We start from the raw sequence: 18163 nt of genomic DNA on the forward strand, positions 1-18163 counted from the left end.
AATGAGAGGGGTACTTGCATGGATAGCAAACAAGTCTTAGAAATTGCAGTCAAAGCTGCAGAAAGCAAGCGGGCGGAAGATATGACCGCTTTAGATATGCGGAAGGTCAGCCTGATGGCCGATTACTTCCTGATTGTGGACGCCAACTCCAGTCGGCAGATTCAAGCTATCGTCGATGAAGTCGAAGACCAAGTGAGTGCACAGGGCGTGGCCATCAAGGACGTCGAAGGGAAGAATAGCGCCAACTGGATCTTGATTGACTTAGGCGACGTTATTGTTCACGTCTTCCAGAAGGAACAACGGAGCCACTACAACTTAGAGAAGCTGTGGTCCGATGCCCCAGAAGTTGACCTAACGCAATGGGTAGAGGCCGAAGCATGATTTATCAGTCCTTTGCCGAGCTTTACGACGAATTGTTCGATCCAGCCATGTACGATCAATGGCTGGATTTTGTCGCCCAACGGGTTGCACCCACCGACGGGGAACTTCTGGACCTCGCCTGTGGGAGTGGCCGTTTGGGGGTCTTACTGGCCCAACGTGGCTATCAGGTGAGTGGCCTGGACCTCTCCGAGGAAATGTTGGCGCTGGCCGCTAAACACGTCGAGGAGGCCCAGGTGACGATGCCTCTGATGGCCGGTGACATGCTCGATCTGACGATGATTGGCGATTACCAGACGATTACCTGCTTTGCGGATTCCTTCTGCTATCTGCCCGATCTAGCGGCGGTTACGGCGGCCTTCCGGCAGGTTCACGATCATCTGGCCGTTGGTGGGAAGTTCTTGTTCGACGTGATTACGCCGCACCAAACGGATGACGTTTATCCGGGGTACATGTATAATTACGTCGATGACACGCGGGCCTTTATCTGGACCAGCTATGGTATCGAAGACGAGCCGCATGCGGCCGAACATGACCTGACCTTCTTCACCCAAAATGAGGAGACTGGTGATTACCACAAGGTGACCGAGCTCCATCACGAGCGGACTTACATCTTGGCCGATTACCAGGCGGCGCTCAAGCACGCGGGTTTGACGCTTAAACGGGTGAGTGCGGACTTTGGTGAAGCGGATGTGACGCCGGAGACCACGCGCTGGTTCTTCGAGGTTACGCGGGAGGCGTAGGCATGGCTTTACAGGCGGTAGGCATTATTGCGGAATACAATCCGTTTCATAACGGGCATGCGTACCAGGTCCGCCAGGCTAAACAGCTGACGGGGGCCGAGGTGGTCGTTGCGGTGATGAGTGGCAATTGGGTTCAACGCGGAGAACCGGCCCTCATGGATAAATGGCAACGCGCGCAGGCCGCCATTGATGGTGGTGTGGACCTGGTGGTGGAATTGCCCACCGCCATGGCCGTCCAGCCGGCCCACCTGTTTGCGGCCGGAGGTGTGGCCTTGGTGGCCGCCTTGCGCTGTCGCTGGCTAGCCTTTGGTAGTGAGCATCCCGAGATGGATTACGAGCGGCTAATGGCCAATCTTCCCAGAGATCCGGCCACGTTTAAACGTTTCGATCAGACCTACGCCTCGCTGTTTCAGGGCTACCTACGTGAGCAGACGGGGATTACCCTCAATGCGGCGAATGATATCCTAGGCTTCTTCTACGCGTTGGCCAATCGGCGGCAGGGCAACCCGCTGGACTTATTGGCTCTCGCGCGCAAGGGGAGTCAGCACAACGATGCCGAGATTGCGGCGGCTAGCCAATTTGCCAGTGCCACGGCGATTCGTACCGCGGCCTTGGCCGGGGACTGGTCGGCCGTAGCGCCCGTGGTACCGGCCACCACACTGGCGGCCCTGCAAAATGCTCAGTTGACCAGTTGGGTCGATTTCTGGCCGTATCTGCGTTATCAGCTGGTCAGTGGGGATGTGGCCGACTTCCGCCAGCTCTATCAGCTGACGGAGGGTGTGGAGTATCGCCTGAAGCGTGCGGCTTTGACCAGCGCGACGTTTGCGGACTTCATGCACGCGGTCAAGACCAAGCGCTACACCTACACGCGCTTACAGCGGCAGTCGACCTATCTACTCGGGCAAATGAAGCCCGCGGAGATGCAGGTGACGCCGCAGTACTTACGGGTCCTAGGCTATTCGCCCACGGGTCAGCGCTATCTGCATCAGATTAAGAAGCAGGTCACCCTCCCGCTGGTGAGTCGCGCTGACCGCGATTGGCAACGCGGCCCGGGCGCCCTCGACGATCGGTTAGGGGCGTTGCGGACGCTGATTACTGGGATTCCCCAGGATTATGGCCGGATTCCCGTAAAAATAACGCTTTCAAAGTGACTATCAAGGAAATTACCTTGACATCACATTTTTTGACAGGTATAATTTATCACGTTGCATTGGAGGGATTGCGATGAAATGGTCGTTGACCGAACTGCGAAAGAATCACCGAAACGATCCATTGATGTTCGATGAAACCTTGGATTTAAAGGCGGATTTAATGGAACGTTATGGCGACGAGGTTCTGGATATTGGACCCGTTCACGCCAAGGGTATCGCCTCCGTAGTTGGTGGCGGTGATGTCGTGATCGTCGCGCAAGTTAAGGCGGACTTAACGGTGCCGTCTAGCCGGTCTCTAGCACCGGTCGATTTACCCGTTGATTTCAAAATGACGGAATTCTATGTTTCCGATCCAACCGCCACGCAGCGATTTGAAAAGACCGATGTCGTGATGGTGGTGACCGATGACCAGATTGATCTAAACAAGGCCGTCGGGGATAACATTATTTTACAGATTCCGATGCACATTCTTTCTGACGCCGAGAAACAAGGCGAAGCGATGCCGACCGGTCAAGACTGGGAGGTCGTTTCCGAAGAGAACCTTGAAGCGGTTGAGAAGGAAAATCAATCAGTTGATCCACGTCTTGCAAAGTTAAAGGATTTCTTCCCTGATCAGGATGATCAATAATCGCCTTTGTAAGCCTTAAAAATTTTTTCACTAGTGGATATAATTTTATTTGAAGGAGGTGTTTTCTTTGGCTGTACCAGCACGGAAAACGTCTAAGACGAAAAAAGCTATGCGTCGTGGTCACATTAAGTTGACGACGCCTAATTTGACCCCTTGCCCAAACTGTGGTGAATTACGTAAGTCACACATGGTTTGCCCAAGTTGCGGTTTCTACGATGGCCGTCAGGTCGTTGCGGTTAAGAACGCAAACAACTAATTTAATTTAGTCAAGAAAACTCCCATGAAGTCCGCGGCTTCTGGGAGCTTTTTTGCGTCGTCGAGCGGACGAGGCTTTAGGCAAACTTCGGGAAAAAAGGTATAATAACGACATTAACGAAAAGTTGAGGAGTGAAATTTTGGCAATTAAATTAATCGCGACCGATTTAAACGGGACGCTGCTGCACAATGACCAGACTTTCAATCAGTCACTGTTCAAGGAGACCTTGGCGGCGTTGAAGCAACGGGGAATTCGCCTGGTGCTGTCCTCCGGGAATCAGTTTACCCATTTGGAAAAATTATTTCATGAGGTCTTAGCCGATAATTTGGCGATTGTGGCCGAGAACGGGGCCTCGATCTATCTGCAGGGCCAACAGGTCTTTGATGGGAGCCTGAGTGCCGCGCAAGTTCGGCAGTTCGTGACCGTTGACCGGCACCAAGATTTTCTGAAGTCGGCCTACATCATTTTGGTCGGTCAGCAGGGGTCTTACACCGAAACGGGTGCGCCCCAGGTTCTGATCGATGCAGCCGAGAAGTTCTATGATAACCTGCACCAGGTGGCCGACCTCAGTACCGTTACGGACCGGATTAAGAAGATCAGTGTTTCCACGGCGCCGGGGCAAGGGGCCCAGTTAGTGGCCGACCTGAATGCCTACTTCGATGGGCAATTACGAGCACATGATAGTGGTTACGGCGTGGTGGACGTGGTCGCGGCTAATGTGGGCAAACTACCAGCGGTTCAGTGGCTGGCCGAACGCTGGCATGTGGCGGCCGATGAGATCATGGCCTTTGGCGATGGCGCCAATGACATGCCGTTACTCCAATATGCGCGGCATAGTTGGGCAATGAGCAATGCGCCGGCCGAGGTTCAAGCCGCCGCCACGCGGGTGACCAGCGTGGACAACGAACACGACGGGGTCTTGACGACGATTCAATCCGCGTTGATGTTGATCTAGGACGCGACCAAACGAGGTGTGGGATGGATAATTTCTTTTTTGATTTTGATAACACGTTGGCCGACTCGAGTCAGGTGGCGGTGCTCGCGACTCAGGCGGCCTACCGTGCTTGCGGCCTTGCGGTGCCAACGCGAGCGGCCATCGTAGGGTATATGGGTGTCCCCATCGAGGTATCATTTGCCAAAATGGCGACCGTAACGCTGTCAACCAGCGAATTGACCGCGCTATTTACCGAACTTCGCCAACAGTATCAACGGGCCGAGCAAACGGGGATTCGCCCCTTTGCCGGTATGACGGCGACGTTAGCCGAATTGCGGGCCGCGGTAAGCGCCTCTATGTGGTTTCTAGCAAGCATTCCGTGCCGTTGCAGCGCAATCTTTCGCAGGCGAATATGGCGGCGTTCTTCACGGCCGTCTGTGGCTCCGATCAGGTGGACCACTACAAGCCGGCCCCGGATGGCGTGTTAAATCTGCTGTCTCGTTTCGACTTGGACCCTCAGTCCAGCGTGATGATTGGGGACGCCAAGTACGATATCCAAATGGGGCATAACGCCGACGTTACGACGGCGGGAGCGCTGTGGGGGGCCGCCGATCCGGCCGCGGTGAAAACCGAGCAGCCAACTTATCTGCTCGACCGGCCGCAAGATCTACTGAAAATCTAAAGGTTGAAAGTAGAATTGACGCGTTGATCCCCGGGTCGCCGGGGTTCTGTCCGCTAAATTGGTGAAACCAGGAGCCGCCTGCTATGGTGGGGACCCCTCCGGCCTAAAAGACGGGCTTCCGGTTTGCCCACCGCGACCCAACCCCTATTTGGCGAATGGTAAGGCGACCACTTTCCACGACGAAATTGTAAACGATAAAGGTTAAAGTCAGGAGTTTGGACGTGGACGTCCGAGCTCTTTTTTTAAACAAAAATCGTCGTAAAATCGGAAACTAACGGAATTATTATCGAATTCTCACCGTTGGGCGGGAAGGGGATTCAGGCCCGTGGAGATTAGCTTTAACATTAAAATATAATGATGTTCATAATTGGATTGTCAAACCTAATCGACCTCCCGGTTAAAACTGACTGCCGGAACAAGTTTAGCTGGGGTTCCGTATACAAGACCGCTAAACTAGTAATAGTCGAATTAAAAGGGGAGACACAAAAGCATGTGGAAGCGACGGATACTGTTAGCGTTACTGATTTTGAGCCTATTGGGTATCGTGCAGGTGGGGGGGACCCGGAACTGGGCGTTCACGCGCGTACGCGTCAATCGGGTCATGCACCAATTGGAGACGCGGTTACCGGGGAGTCGGGAACAAGCGGGGACACCAGTGGAAAAGATTGCCGCGGAACATCCGTTGAAGACCACGTACTATTACCACTTTGCGGCCGATGTGCCGCTCAACGTCCGGCCCATCTTTGAAGATGCCATTGCGGTCTATAATCGGACGGGCATCGTGAGATTGGTGGCGGGACGACCGCGGCAACGGCAAAATGGCATTACCCTTTACACCTATAATCGCAGCGAGGACGGCGCTCATCCGACCTTTTTAGAGCTCGGTGAAGGGGGACCGGAGATTCGGCGATACGTCGGATTGGGGACGTACACGATTAATCGTGCGCGTGCCGGGCTTAACTTAGCCCATCCCGAGGCGGGAATTCGGGTCTCGGTGGCCGTTCATGAATTGGGACACGCGGTGGGACTCGACCATAGTAAGAGTCGCCAGTCCGTGATGTATCCCTATGATCAGGGCCATCTACACTTGTCTGCGGCGGATACGAAGACCCTCAAGGTGTTATACGCCCACCAAAGCTAATGAAAAGCGGTGAGATTTCTCTGGGAAATCTCACCGCCTTTGGTGGTTGTTTTTAATGAGGACTTGCCGATTAACGTCCGAAGACTGTTTCCGTTTAGGACCGTTGATACCCATTTTCCTGTGCGACCGCCATTTGGCCAGCTAGGTTCAAGTAGTTAAAGGGCTGACTGAAGTTAGGCGAGAAGAGCATATCGACCAGCGCCAGTTGGTCAATCGTGGCGTTGTTCTGCATTAGCGTGGAGATCGTATTGGCCGCCTGAGAAACGTCGTGTTTACTGATTAGCTGGGCCCCTAAAATGCGGCGGTTGTTCCGATTGTAGACGAGTTCGATCGTCACCTGGTAGGCCTCGGGCATGAAGTCGGGGCGGTAACTGCCCTGATAGCGAATGCTGGCGACGTTGAAGCGGGCGGCTTTAGCAGCCGCAACGGTCATCCCAACGCAAGCGATGGTGTGATCGAAGATGAGTACCGCCGTCGAGGATTGGGTGCCGATGGTCCGGACCCGGCGTTCGAAGGCGTTCATTCCGGCCAGGGCACCTTGGCGAACGGCATGGGAGGCCAGCGGCGAATAGGCCGCGGTGTGGGTCGGGTTGTAGTGAATGACGGCATTGTCGCCGGCGGCCAGAATATCCGGATCGGAGCTTTGCATGTAGTCATCAGTAATGATGGCCCCGTTCTTGGTCATCTTGACCTGACCGAAGAGTAATTCGGTTTGCGGCAACATACCGGCGCTAACTGCCGCCATGTCTACGGTGAATTCGCCCTGCGTGGTGGTGATGGCTAGGGCACCGTCGGCCGTGTTGGCAAACCGGGTAGCCCGCGTGTTGGTCAGCACGTGGACGCCGTGGCTGGTGAGCAAGTCGGCCACGGATTGCGACAAGTCGGGTTCCAGATACCCGTCCAGAACGCGGTCGGGCTTTTGAATCAGCGTGACTTCGTGGCCGGTGCGGGCGTAACCCTCGGCGAGTTCCACGCCGATGTAGCCCCCACCGATAATGGCGACCCGGCGAAAATCATTCGCCGCCGCGCAGAGATCCCGGGCCTGGTCAAAGGTTTTACATAAGCGAACCTTGGGATTCTCGATGCCGACGATGGCGGGGATAGCCGTCAGCGATCCCGTTGCCATGATAAGCTTGTCATAGGTGTCCGTGGACTTTTCCTTGGTTAAGAGGTTCTGTGCCACTAGCGTGTGGGTCTGCGCGTCGATTGAGATGACGTCGTACTGAATCTTCATCTGGACCCCTTGTTTCGTGAAATCTGCGGGCTCCGCGTAGAAGGTGTCCGCGAGGGAGCGGACGGTGCCTTCGATGTGGAGGTAGGTGGCACACGAGAGATAAGAAATATTCTTTTGTCGTTCGTAGACGGTGATGTCGGCTTGGGGGTAGTTCTTTAAGACCTGCTTGACCGCGGCGATTCCGGCGTGCGTACACCCAACAATAATGACTTTCATACAATGGCCTTCCCTTTTACTGTTTATTAGGTTAGTATATACTTCATGTTATCAGTTTCCATTCAAAACTATCGATATCATAATAAATTATACTTACTTTTTGTCAAAAAACAACGGGACAACCTGAGGTGCTTGGCTAGACGGGCTGGTCAATTCGCGGTGATGAACTGGTTTTGCGGACTGAAAAATATCTGGTAAAGTAAATATGGTGAAAAGATACACAGGTCAGTTGATTTTTGTCAGTAATCTTTGGCATAATTGAGTGGATAAAGTGTTAATTAATTTAAGTGTTAAATCTTAAACATTTTGATGCAACGTTAGCATCTATCTTTGAGTGAAGAAGGGTTTCACCATGACATGGTCAGAGTGGCAGGTTCCACCATTTGTTTCGAGTATTTTCTTTATCTTAGGTGTCTTCACCTTATATTGGGTCACCTTTAATTGGCTAGATACCTGGTGTCACCGCCGACACGTGGCAATCGCCGATGACGTGCTAAACGCATGGTACGGCGTAATTTACATCTTGGTGTTTATCTTCACCATGCAGATTCCCGTGTTGGGGAAACCCATCGCGTGGGAATTTATGAACTTTCAATTGATTGCCGTGATTTTCTGTGCGTATTTTCTAAATATTCATCTTTCGGCGTATATCTTCCCGCCAATCGTCCTGGTATACATGATTTTTGACGATTCGATCCGGTATTGGCAGTCGTGGGGGCACGCCATCACGCTGGTGCTCTTCTTCATGGTGATGAACTGGATTCGCGTGCGGTTTCACGACCAACGCCACGCGTGGCTGGTCTACATGGGGGTCGGCATTCCGTTCGGTGGCCTGCTGTGGCTATGGATGAAGTTGAAGTTCCACTTTAGCTGGACGACCTTTCAGCAGGAATGGCTGTACTTGGTCATTTTCGAGCTCTTACTTTACGCCTACGTGAATATGTTGACGCACGATGGGGAGTTGAAGGCGCGGTTATCTCGGCTAGCGAGCCACGACACGTTGACTAAGGCCCGGAATTTCTCGGCCTATACGGATTCGGTAAAGTATTTCTTCAAGGATAGTTTGCGGACGGGCCAGCCCTTGTCGATGATTATGTTCGACATTGACCATTTCAAACGGGTTAACGATACCTATGGTCACTCGGCGGGGGATGCCGTCTTAGAGCAGGTCGCAGCCACGGCCCAGCGGGTATTGGCCAGAAACGATCCGAAGCTCTAGCTGTATCGAACGGGTGGCGAGGAATTTAATATCTTACTACCGAGTTACGAGCTGGAACAGACCGGTCAGATTGCAACCGAAATCTTCGAGGCGGTCAATCGGCTGACGGTGACCGTGGGGGACCAGAAGATTCAGGTCACGCTGTCGCTCGGCGTTTCATCCGTGCTGACGGGGGATCAGTCGCCCATGGACTTCTACAATCGGGTGGACCAGAACCTTTACCACTCCAAGCGAAACGGTCGTAAGCAGATTACGGTGGCCTAAGTTAAATAGAAATTGAGGAGCTGAGACGGTGGTCTGGGCTCCTTTTTGTCAATGAAGGGCTTTCATGATAAAAATAATAAGAGTTTACGAAAAGTGAAGCATAACAGTAGGGAAATTCCCGCTCCTTTGGTAGACTGTTTAATGAAAAGTGACCTGACAATCTGGAGGACTCTCATCGGATGAAAATGAACTCGAACATCCGCAAAGTCTGTTTTGTGTTAGGGAAATTTCGCTTTTTTTCACGTTGTTTTTTCCAATTTTGAAATTCTGGCCGTTGACTGTGAAAAATTAAAATCGACTGAATAGGGATTCGTGGATTTTAACCAAAATCCTACAGCGGCGGGGATGGTCGCAATGCTCCCTGACTAATCGCCAGCTCACAATCGGGCAATGGACGTCAGGATTTTAACGCTGTAAATCATTTTTTGCTAAATTGGACCGTATCAATTTACAAAAAGGTTGACTTTTCGATAGAATTTAGTATGATGAAGAAGTACAAAATTAACCTCTAATGATTTACGTTAATTGTTTAGAAGGATGTTATTCAACGAAGGAGTGTAAAATTCATGGCAGTAGATTACGATTCCAAGTCATACTTGGAAAAGGTTGACGCCTGGTGGCGTGCTACAACGTATCTTTCCGGTGGTATGATCTTCCTGAAGGACAACCCATTGTTCTCAGTAACGAACACACCAATCAAAAAAGAAGACGTTAAGGTTAAGCCTATCGGACACTGGGGTACGATCTCAGGACAAACGTTCCTGTACGCCCACGCCAACCGTTTAATCAACAAGTACGGCTTGAACATGTTCTATATCGGTGGTCCCGGTCATGGTGGCCAAGTTATGGTTACAAACGCCTACTTAGACGGTACCTACACTGAAGATTACCCTGAAATTACTCAGGATCTCGAAGGTATGGCTCGTCTGTACAAGCGGTTCTCATTCCCAGGTGGAATTGGGTCCCACATGACTGCACAAACGCCTGGTTCACTCCACGAAGGTGGGGAACTTGGTTACTCTCTCTCCCATGCGACTGGTGCCGTTTTAGACAACCCAGACCAAATTGCATTTACTGTAGTTGGTGATGGTGAAGTTGAAACGGGTCCTGCTATGACGGCATGGAACTCCATCAAGTTCTTGAACCCTAAGAACGATGGTGCCGTATTACCTATCCTTGACGTAAACGGCTTTAAGATTTCCAACCCAACTATCTTCTCTCGGATGAGCGATGACAAGATCGCGAAGTTCTTCGAAGGTTTGGGCTGGTCACCACGCTTCCTCGAAAACGACGATATCCATGATTACATGACTTACCACGAAAAGGCGGCTAAGTTATTTGACCAAGCTATCGCTGACATCAAGCAAATTCAAAAAGACGCCCGTGAAAACGGCCGGTACCAAGACGGTGAAATCGCCGCTTGGCCAGTTGTTATCGCACGTTTGCCAAAGGGTTGGGGCGGTCCTCAAAAGAACCCAGCCGGCGAACCAATTGAAAACTCATTCCGTGCTCACCAAGTTCCGCTTGGCTTGAGCCAAAACAACTTTGATGAATTACCAGAATTCGAAGCTTGGATGAACTCATACAAGCCAGCCGAATTATTCAACACGGATGGTTCATTGAAGGCAGAAGTCGCTGACTTTGCCCCTAAGGGTGACAAGCGGATGGCTGCTAACCCAGTTGCTAACGGTGGTCGTGCACGTGGCGAAAAGCCAGCCATGCTTGACTTACCTAACTGGAAAGACTTCGCTAACGACATCAACGAAAACAACCGTGGGACGCAATTACCAGATGGTAACCGGAACATGGACATGAACGTTCTGTCAACCTTCTTCGCCGGCGTTGCCACGAAGAACCCATCATCATTCCGTGTATTCGGTCCTGATGAAACGATGTCTAACCGTCTTTGGGAAATGTTCAAGATTACGAACCGTCAATGGATGAGTAAGGTCAAGGAACCAAATGACCAATACGAAGCTCCTGAAGGTCGTATCTTGGATGCCCAATTATCAGAACACCAAGCTGAAGGTTGGCTTGAAGGTTACACCTTGACTGGTCGTACCGGTGTGTTCACGTCTTACGAATCATTCTTGCGGGTTGTTGACTCAATGACCACGCAACACTTCAAGTGGATTCGTCAGGCCGCTGCAGAACCATGGCGGAATGATTACCCATCATTGAACCTGATCTCTACTTCAACTGTATTCCAACAAGACCATAACGGTTACACCCACCAAGATCCAGGTATGTTAACCCACTTGTCTGAAAAGAAGTCTGACTTTATCCGTCAGTACCTTCCAGCCGATGGGAACACGCTCTTGGCTGTATTTAACCGGGCCTTCAACGACCGTCAAAAGTTGAACCACATCGTTGCTTCTAAGCAACCTCGTCAACAATGGTTCTCTATTGATGAAGCCGAAGAATTGGCTACTAAGGGTGTTAAGACTATCGATTGGGCTTCCACTGTTGCCGAAGGTGAAGATGCTGATATCGTCTTTGCTTCTGCCGGTGTTGAACCAACCATCGAAACTCTGGCTGCTCTTAGCCTGATCAACGACGCCTTCCCAGCCGTTAAGATGCGTTACGTTAACGTTGTTGAATTGGAACGTCTTCAAAAGAAGAACGGCCCTCTGAACGACGAACGTGCATTGAGCGATGCTGAATTCACGTCACTCTTCGGTCAATCTGGTACGCCAGTTCTGTTTGGCTTCCACGGTTACGAAGACTTGATCGAATCCTTCTTCTACGAACGTCAACACTTAGGCTTGCACGTTCATGGTTACCGTGAAGACGGTGATATCACGACTGCTTACGACATGCGTGTATACTCCGAATTAGACCGGTTCCACCAAGCCAAGGATGCTGCGAACACCTTAGCTGCTAAGGGTGTTATTGACGAAGCTGCCGCAAAGGCCTTCGACAAGAAGATGGATGACATCTTAGCTAAGCACTTCAAGGTTACCCGTGACGAAGGTCATGATATTGAAGAATTTACGAAGTGGGCTTGGAGTCCATTGAAGAAGTAATTTCTTCTTACTAAATTTTTCAGAGAGGGTCATCTCCAATTGGAGGTGACCCTCTTTTTGGTAGAACTAAAAAATGGACCCAGAAATTTTTAGTTTTTTGATTTTCGGTTGCAAAAAGTGAAAGAGAGGTCGCTCTCAGAGAAATCGAGGGTGGGCCATCTCTTCAGTTTGATTTCACTACGGTTAATTATTAGACGTGTGTCAGGCTATCAGTCATCTCATAGCCAATTGATGTCACCCCACAACAAAACCCCACGCTTTCACGGCAGCGTGGGGTTTTTGGAAGTATTGAAGTTTTTGAAATGATTACTTAGTGAAGTCGACAACCATCCGGCCAACGATCTTGTTAGCCTTCATTTCATCGATGATATCGTTAACTTCGTCAAGACGACGAGTCTGAACGATAGGGTGAACCTTGCCTTCAGCACCGAATTGGAAGGTTTCAGCTAAGTCTTGACGGGTACCAACTAAGGAACCACGAACTGAGATACCATCCAGAACAGTCTTGGCAATGTTCAATTCCATATCACCTTGAGGTAAGGCAACGGCAACCAACTTGCCATCTGGCTTCAAAGCGTTAACGGATTGGGTGAAGGCGTCCTTCGTAACGGCCGTAACTTGGGCGTTATCCACACCGCCGACCTTCTTTTGGATTTGTTCAGCAACATCACCGTCATGACGGTTGATTAAGATTTCAGCACCGTCTTTCTTGGCAGCGGCTAACTTGTCAGGGTTACCATCAACGGCGATAACGTGGGCACCGAAGACGTTGTGAGCGTATTGGATAGCCAAGTTACCTAAACCACCGGCACCGACAACTTCAACCCATTGGCCGGGCTTCGTTTCACCAGTCTTCAAAGCCTTGTACATGGTAACACCGGCACAAGTCAGGGAAGTTGCTTCGACAGGGTCCAAACCTTCTGGGACCTTAACGGCGTAGTTGGCATCAACGATACATTCTTCAGCCATGGCACCGTCAACGGTGAAGCCAGCGTTCTTAACGTTCCGGCAAAGAGTTTCGCGGCCGGTCAGGCAGTATTCACAGTGGCCACAGCCCTTGAAGAACCAAGCGATCGAAACACGGTCACCAATCTTTAAGTTTTCAACGTCGTCGGCAACTTGGATAACCCGGCCAACACCTTCGTGTCCAATAATCCGGCCCGGTTGCTTACCAAAATCACCAGCGGCAACGTGTAAGTCGGTGTGACAGAGACCACAGTATTCCATCTTAACTAAGGCTTCACCATGGGTGATGGGACGTAAGGTAACATCTTTAATGTCAACGTAACCGTCAACTGAATCGCGAATAACAGCAGCTTTCATTTCAAAAAACCCCTTTTCTTTTTTCTACAATGCCTAGTATACTAAAAACTCACTCAATTTCAAGTGAAAATGTGAACAAAAACAAAAAACTTAATATGTGATCCGTTGTTCAAAGCCGACAATGGTCGCTTTCTTGGATTGTTGATTAAACGGCCTAATGTGAAAGAAAAAATTTGAAGGGTTTTCAAAAGCAGATTGTCAAATTGTATGCAACCGGTTGTCATTGATAGCCAATTTGAAAATCAGCTGGCCAATAACGTAAAAATTGGATAAATGTGAGGCGACTGGTGGTTTTCGCATACAATTATGAGAAACTATGATAAAATTAAATGTTGAAATGAATAACGGACGCCCGCCGCCGGTATGGATTTGTTTGGTGGTGGACGCATTTAATTAGTCAGAGGAGTTAAAGCGCAATGAGTCGAATTTTAATTATTGAAGATGAAAAAAATCTCGCCCGCTTTGTCGAGCTTGAATTGAAGCACGAAGGCTACGAGACCAACGTGCAGTTCAACGGTCGGACGGGGCTGGAAGCAGCGCTATCCCAAGACTTCGATGTTATTTTGCTGGACCTAATGTTGCCAGAACTTAACGGAATTGAAGTGGCCCGGCGCGTGCGGGAAGTCAAGAGTACGCCGATCATCATGATGACGGCGCGTGACTCCGTGATCGATCGGGTATCGGGGTTAGACCACGGGGCTGATGACTACATTGTTAAGCCATTTGCGATTGAAGAATTATTGGCACGGGTGCGGGCCTTATTACGGCGGATTCATCTGGAAGGTGAACAGAAGAACACCAAGCAGACGACCGTTAAATTCAAGGACCTTACCATTGAAAAGGAAAACCGGATCGTGCGGCGGGGCGATGAAGTGATCAATCTGACCAAGCGCGAGTACGAACTGCTCTTGGCCTTGATGGAAAACATCAACGTGGTCTTGGCCAGAGACGTGCTCTTGACCAAGGTCTGGGGTTACGAATCCGAAGTGGAAACCAACGTGGTCGATGTCTACGTGCGGTATCTTCGGAATAAAATTGATGTGGCCGGCCAGAAGAGTTACATTCAGACGGTCCGGGGCACGGGGTACGTGATGCGTTCGTGAAAGCCATCAATCTAGAAGATCGCGAGAAGCAGGCAGAAGAAGCCCCGAAGAAGAAGGGCTTTCGTTTTTCTCTAAAATGGGAATGGACGTTGTCAACGGCCTTTGGGGTGCTGATTATCTTTGCGGCCATCGTGATTTTAATTTTTAGTAGTTTTATGACGGTTCTGATGCGGCAGGAGAAAACGCACGTGGCGGATTCGTTAAACGTCGTGGTCGAGCGACTGAGCAATCAGAGTGCCACGCTGACGGACCATCAGGTTGATCAGCTCTTGCGGCCGCGGAACGTCCTGGCCGATGAGACCAGTGGTTCCAACCAGGGAGCGCCCTACAACAACGCGGTGGTCACGACCCTAGCGCGGGACAGTCAGACAGTGACGGTGTACGATCCGCAGGGCAAGGCGCTCTTCTCAACCGGGGACACCACCGCTAAATTTAAGGCGGTCGGCAAGCAACATATCGCCGTCACCACGCTGAATAAGCGCAAACACTTGGTCGGACGGATGCCGATTCACAGTAAGGAAAATGACCAGTTGCTGGGGTACGTCCAGGTGACGGATAATCTGAAGGATTACCGGGCCACGCAGGTCAAGTTATTCCAGGTCGCCATTGTCTTGGGCTTGATTGCGGGGCTGGCGGTCGCCATCCTCAGTTATATTCTGGCGTCATTTCTTCTGCGGCCAGTGGAGTCGATTCGCGAGACGATTCACGCCGTTAGAGACGATCCGCAGACGGATAAACGGGTACCGGAGATTCGCCACACGGATGAGCTCAGCGACCTCGGTAATCTGTTCAACGGCATGCTGGATACGACGCAGGGCTACATGGACCAGCAACAGCAGTTCGTGGAGGATGTTTCCCACGAATTGCGGACGCCCGTGGCGATTATTCAGGGTCACATGGAGATGCTGGATCGCTGGGGTAAGGATGATCCCGAAGTCCTCGATGAATCCATCAAGGCTTCCTTACAGGAGACCAAGCGGATGAAGAGCCTGGTTCAAGAAATGTTGGACCTGCAACGGGCCGAACAGATTGAGGTGAACTACACCAATGAGGTCACCAACGTCAGTGAAGTGGTTCAACAGGTTTACGACAACTTCAAGATGATTCACCCGGACTTCGTCTTTATCCTCGATGACGACGTTCACCAGCCGGTTCAGGCGCAGATTTATCGGAATCACTTGGAACAGATTCTGATTATTCTGCTGGACAACGCGGTGAAATACACGCAGACGCGGAAGGAAATTCACCTGACCTTCGAGAGCGACTCTAGGAACGTCGAGGTGGCCGTTCAAGACTTCGGTGAGGGAATCTCCCAAGAGAACCGTGACCGGGTCTTTAACCGCTTCTATCGGGTTGATAAGGCCCGTTCGCGGACCAAGGGTGGCAACGGACTGGGGTTGGCGATTGCTAAACGGCTGATCGAAGCCTATCACGGGAAGATTACCATTGAAAGTGCCGTGGGCTACGGGTCCGTCTTCCGGATTTCCCTGCCGATTCTATCGGATGAGGATGCCCGCGTGCTGAATGAAAAGAAGGAACGTGCGCAGGCCGAGGCTAACGATACTGGGATTCCGGGGATCAAGTCGGCCTTGCTGGAGGATTCTCCAGACCAGACGGCGTCCGAACACGAAGATCCAACCAAATCAAAATCTTAAAGATTAGCAAGAGAACCCTCACGGAACGGACAGCGTTCTGTGGGGGTTTTTAGGTTGATTTTGATTTTGGTGGTTGACAGGTTAAGGGGCATCGGGTATTCTAAGATAACTAGTTAGTTACTCTAGTAGTTAACCGATACGGGGAGGAAATTTTAAAATGAAATTTTTACTGAAGTTTGTCTTGTTTTGTGGGGGATTAGTAGTGTTGCTGGGCGCCGGCGCCGTGATTACGCCCAACCTGACCAAGAACCAGGGTTCGGAGTTGGCTTTAGCCATTGATAACGTGAATCCGGCGGTCAAGACGGAGGCCGTTTACGCCGAGACTACCGTTAAACCCATTCGTCACTACATCGGTGGGGGCGGTGAACACGAATACGTCTACGAGATGCAGACCTATAATCAACGTGGGGAAGCCCGCAAGCTCCACTTCGAATCGCAATGGGTGCTGAAGCCCCATCACTATCTAAAGATCACCACGAAGGGGCAAAACGTGGAGACCTGGGAGGCCGTGGATAAAGCCGATGTTCCCAGTGGCGTACGGCAGAATTTGTTGATGTCGTAAAGCGTGTGGTGCCAGGCGCTGAACCTGAATGGCCAATTGTCTCAAATTAGCCTGATACTTGCTAAATACAAGCATACCGATTGTTATAGCCAATAAGCGCAGCTACAGGGTTTGCAGTCGGTGATGGAAAATATCAGCAATCAAAGAGGTTAATAACCGCTAAACGCCAAAAAGCTCTCAGTCATCGCGACTGAGAGCTTTTTCGTAGTCATTTGAGATTGAATTAATGATGCCGTTGTTGCTTACCGGCATTCCGGTTACGGTTTTTCTTTTGTTGCGTGGCACTGGCTTGGGCCTTGGCCGCCGGTGTTGCGGGCTTGGAAACGACCGGTTCAATCACCGGAGCGGGCCGGTCTTTCATCTTTTCCTTGATTTCCCGGCGAATCTTAGGCCGGTAGAAGTTGATGATTAACGTCTGAACACAGGCGAACAGCCCACCCACGAAGAAGTAGAGGCCTAACCCGGCTGGTGAACTCAACGTGAAGAAGAGAATCATCATTGGGGAAAGAAGTAGCGTAATTCGCATCTGTTTCTTCTGATCTTCGGGCATCCCCAGCATAGACAGGTAAGCCTGAAGCAGGTAAGACAGGAAGGACAGGATGGCCAGAATCCAACTGGATTTCCCTAATGGAATCGAGAAGAACACGGCGCTGGATAATTCCGGTGAATACCGAATCGCGGCGTAGAGGGCGGCGAAGATGGGCATCTGAATCAACAGTGGTAAACAGCCAATTCCACCGGTCATGCTAATGCCGTTTTCCTTGTACATGGCCATCATGGCCTGGCCGGCAGCGGATTGTTCTTCCGGCGTCTTGGCTTCCTTCTGGCGCTTCTGTAGGGCGGCCATCTGTGGTCGTACCATGGAGATTTTTTCTTGTTGGACGGTCGCATTGCGCATCTGCTTCACCATGACGGGGAGCAGCACCATCCGGACGATCACCGTCAGGACGATGATGGCCCAGCCATAACTGTTACCAAAGATTTGGGCCAGCCAATCCATAACGTGTTGCCCGGGAACGGCCAAGTAGTCGTAGACGAAGCCGTACGGTTTACCGTTCTTGGTCTGCACACAGCCGCTCAGGACGAGGGCCATGGCCGCTAGAGCACCGGTAACCGTGACTTTCTTGGAGATTTTCATTTAATTTTGAACCCCTTTGTATTTAAAACGTAGAGCGCGCACGCCCCCAAACGGCAGAAACGCCGCTAACATCAAACATATTACTTGATTTGGTGTTGATTTTCAAATGATTATCTAGTGATTATGCGAAAATCGCTGAAGCGTTGCGTCCGGGCCGCGGTTATCTTGAGGTCGTGGACCACCGCCCAGGGGGTGACGCCCCGCTTAATTTGCTGGGCGAAGTCGGCTAGTTGGGGCTCATCCCCGCTGGCGACGATGGCGACCTGTCCCGTGGGCAAATTCTGAACCGTTCCGGTAACGCCCAATTGGCGGGCCAACTTCGCGGCGGACCAGCGAAAGCCCACCCCCTGAACCTGGCCGGTGACTAACATGTGTTGCGTGATCACAAAAAGTTCCCCCTCATGTGGAAATTTAGATTAATCATACCGCGAAGTTCCGCGAGTGCCTAGTGATATGGTAAAATTAACCGTGCAACTTGTGGCGGGGTTTAACCCCACGCTGACGGTTAAA

At 51.1% G+C, this 18163-nt stretch carries 15 protein-coding genes and 2 pseudogenes; 13 read left to right on the forward strand and 4 right to left on the reverse strand.

Annotation, left to right across the window (positions count from 1 at the left end):
* The first annotated feature begins 18 nt into the window (after positions 1–18).
* The 8 genes and pseudogenes from rsfS to V8I28_RS00350 all read left to right on the forward strand — a co-directional run bounded on the left by rsfS (position 19) and on the right by V8I28_RS00350 (position 5913).
* A complete protein-coding gene (gene rsfS / locus V8I28_RS00315) occupies positions 19–381 on the forward strand; it encodes a ribosome silencing factor (protein ID WP_341778145.1) in 363 nt (120 codons plus the stop codon).
* Entirely contained in the window at positions 378–1121 is a 744-nt protein-coding gene (locus V8I28_RS00320) for a class I SAM-dependent DNA methyltransferase (RefSeq protein ID WP_341778146.1), read from the forward strand. The genes rsfS and V8I28_RS00320 overlap by 4 nt, the downstream gene beginning before the upstream one ends.
* 2 nt (positions 1122–1123) lie before the next feature.
* Positions 1124–2272 (forward strand): nucleotidyltransferase, encoded by a 1149-nt coding sequence (locus tag V8I28_RS00325; protein ID WP_341778147.1) that lies wholly within the window; start codon positions 1124–1126, stop codon positions 2270–2272.
* Between the two features lie 73 nt (positions 2273–2345).
* Complete coding sequence (locus tag V8I28_RS00330; protein ID WP_341778148.1) at positions 2346–2900, forward strand: DUF177 domain-containing protein; 555 nt, start codon at positions 2346–2348, stop codon at positions 2898–2900.
* A gap of 67 nt (positions 2901–2967) precedes the next feature.
* The gene (rpmF, locus tag V8I28_RS00335) at positions 2968–3156 is read left to right on the forward strand and encodes a 50S ribosomal protein L32 (protein ID WP_168900507.1); all 189 of its coding nucleotides are present in this window, start codon (positions 2968–2970) and stop codon (positions 3154–3156) included.
* Between the two features lie 139 nt (positions 3157–3295).
* Positions 3296–4111, forward strand: a complete 816-nt coding sequence (locus V8I28_RS00340; RefSeq protein WP_341778149.1) for a Cof-type HAD-IIB family hydrolase — start codon at positions 3296–3298, stop codon at positions 4109–4111.
* 23 nt (positions 4112–4134) lie between these two features.
* Positions 4135–4772: pseudogene (locus V8I28_RS00345) on the forward strand (HAD family hydrolase).
* A 490-nt stretch (positions 4773–5262) separates the two neighbouring features.
* On the forward strand, positions 5263–5913 hold the full coding sequence (locus V8I28_RS00350) for a matrixin family metalloprotease (protein WP_341778150.1): 651 nt from the start codon (positions 5263–5265) through the stop codon (positions 5911–5913).
* A 94-nt stretch (positions 5914–6007) separates the two neighbouring features.
* On the opposite strand, the gene V8I28_RS00355 is transcribed toward V8I28_RS00350, so the two are convergent.
* On the reverse strand, positions 6008–7363 hold the full coding sequence (locus tag V8I28_RS00355; RefSeq protein WP_341778151.1) for an FAD-dependent oxidoreductase: 1356 nt from the start codon (positions 7361–7363) through the stop codon (positions 6008–6010).
* 676 nt (positions 7364–8039) lie between these two features.
* Here V8I28_RS00355 and V8I28_RS00360 point away from each other — a divergent pair.
* Positions 8040–8846: pseudogene (locus tag V8I28_RS00360) on the forward strand (GGDEF domain-containing protein).
* Positions 8847–9412: 566 nt separating this feature from the next.
* Positions 9413–11872, forward strand: coding sequence for a phosphoketolase family protein (locus tag V8I28_RS00365; RefSeq protein WP_341778152.1), 2460 nt, complete (start codon positions 9413–9415; stop codon positions 11870–11872).
* Between the two features lie 306 nt (positions 11873–12178).
* On the opposite strand, the gene adhP is transcribed toward V8I28_RS00365, so the two are convergent.
* Positions 12179–13195 (reverse strand): alcohol dehydrogenase AdhP, encoded by a 1017-nt coding sequence (gene adhP / locus V8I28_RS00370; RefSeq protein ID WP_341778153.1) that lies wholly within the window; start codon positions 13193–13195, stop codon positions 12179–12181.
* Between the two features lie 416 nt (positions 13196–13611).
* Here adhP and V8I28_RS00375 point away from each other — a divergent pair, with 416 nt between their 5' ends.
* The 3 genes from V8I28_RS00375 (at position 13612) to V8I28_RS00385 (ending at position 16515) form a co-directional block, all read left to right on the forward strand.
* On the forward strand, positions 13612–14298 hold the full coding sequence (locus tag V8I28_RS00375; RefSeq protein ID WP_020090053.1) for a response regulator transcription factor: 687 nt from the start codon (positions 13612–13614) through the stop codon (positions 14296–14298).
* Positions 14295–15953 carry a HAMP domain-containing sensor histidine kinase gene (locus V8I28_RS00380; protein WP_341778154.1) on the forward strand — a complete coding sequence of 553 codons (1659 nt, stop codon included), beginning with the start codon at positions 14295–14297 and terminating at the stop codon, positions 15951–15953. Before V8I28_RS00375 ends, V8I28_RS00380 begins: the two co-directional genes overlap by 4 nt.
* Positions 15954–16110: 157 nt before the next feature.
* Complete coding sequence (locus tag V8I28_RS00385; protein ID WP_341778155.1) at positions 16111–16515, forward strand: YxeA family protein; 405 nt, start codon at positions 16111–16113, stop codon at positions 16513–16515.
* A 223-nt stretch (positions 16516–16738) separates the two neighbouring features.
* Here V8I28_RS00385 and yidC read toward each other — a convergent pair whose 3' ends face one another.
* Together yidC and V8I28_RS00395 are read right to left on the reverse strand one after the other, a co-directional pair.
* Positions 16739–17653 carry a membrane protein insertase YidC gene (gene yidC, locus V8I28_RS00390; protein ID WP_341778156.1) on the reverse strand — a complete coding sequence of 305 codons (915 nt, stop codon included), beginning with the start codon at positions 17651–17653 and terminating at the stop codon, positions 16739–16741.
* A gap of 110 nt (positions 17654–17763) precedes the next feature.
* Positions 17764–18039, reverse strand: coding sequence for an acylphosphatase (locus tag V8I28_RS00395; protein ID WP_341778157.1), 276 nt, complete (start codon positions 18037–18039; stop codon positions 17764–17766).
* Positions 18040–18163 lie beyond the last annotated feature (124 nt).

This window comes from Levilactobacillus sp. HBUAS70063, from assembly GCF_038374745.1.
Classification (GTDB): domain Bacteria; phylum Bacillota; class Bacilli; order Lactobacillales; family Lactobacillaceae; genus Levilactobacillus.